Source organism: Bradyrhizobium sp. 23 (assembly GCF_023073295.1).
GTDB classification, from domain to species: domain Bacteria; phylum Pseudomonadota; class Alphaproteobacteria; order Rhizobiales; family Xanthobacteraceae; genus Bradyrhizobium; species Bradyrhizobium canariense_D.
The window spans coordinates 1-763 of the sequence record NZ_JADPJF010000123.1 but is presented as its reverse complement, the minus strand read 5'-3'; the positions used below and the strand labels follow the sequence as shown (position 1 = coordinate 763).

Genomic DNA, 763 nt, shown 5'->3' with positions numbered 1-763 from the left:
ACGGGCTTTGGTGATCGGCCAAATGAGCTTCACATCGACCGGATACACTTTCTGGTGCCGAGGGATACCGACCGCCCAGGCCAGCCCGCGCTCTGTTAGCCCTTGTCGAAACGGCGCGCTGAGGCCGTATCCTGCATCCGCCAGCACACATCCAAAGCGTATGTTGGCTGCCATCGCGCGGTCAATCTCGGCCAAAGCGATCTCCGGCTTGGACCGCGGCGTTCGGTGTTCGACTGGCACGCGAGCGCGCTTCAAGCGAGGCATGTCGCTTGTCCAGCTGTCAGGCAGAAAGAGACGTAACGCGACCATCACGGGCACTTCCCCGCGCGCAAGCGTTAAAGACACCAGCGTTTGGCAATTTGCAGTTTTACCGAGAGCCGACGCGTATTGAGCCGCAACACCGACCGATCGCTCACCCTTTTTCGGCAGTGAGGTGTCATCAATAACCAGCACCGCATCCCTGCCGCCGACAAGTCGGTCCGCCTGGTTGAGCAGCTCTGTCTCTAGCGGCGTCGCGTTCCAGACGCCGTCCGCAATGAAATGGTGCAACTGGTCGTAGTTGCTCGTGGCAAGGCGTTCCGCCATCGGCTGAACGCTCTTGCGATCGCCAGGACCGATCAATCCCGCAACATATAGAGGACACATCCGCTGTCGGGTCTTATGACCCAGCCGGTCCAAGAACGGCATCAGCCAGCGTTCGAGTTCGTCTTCCCATCCCGGCATGGTCAGCCCTCCAAGAGCCGACCACCCATGAATCATTGAA

General features: G+C 59.9%; 1 protein-coding gene. It reads right to left on the bottom strand.

What is annotated here, in order from left to right:
* Nucleotides 1–759 (bottom strand): IS701 family transposase (locus IVB32_RS29140; protein WP_247412174.1); only part of this gene is annotated, 759 nt, incomplete at its 3' end.
* Nucleotides 760–763 lie beyond the last annotated feature (4 nt).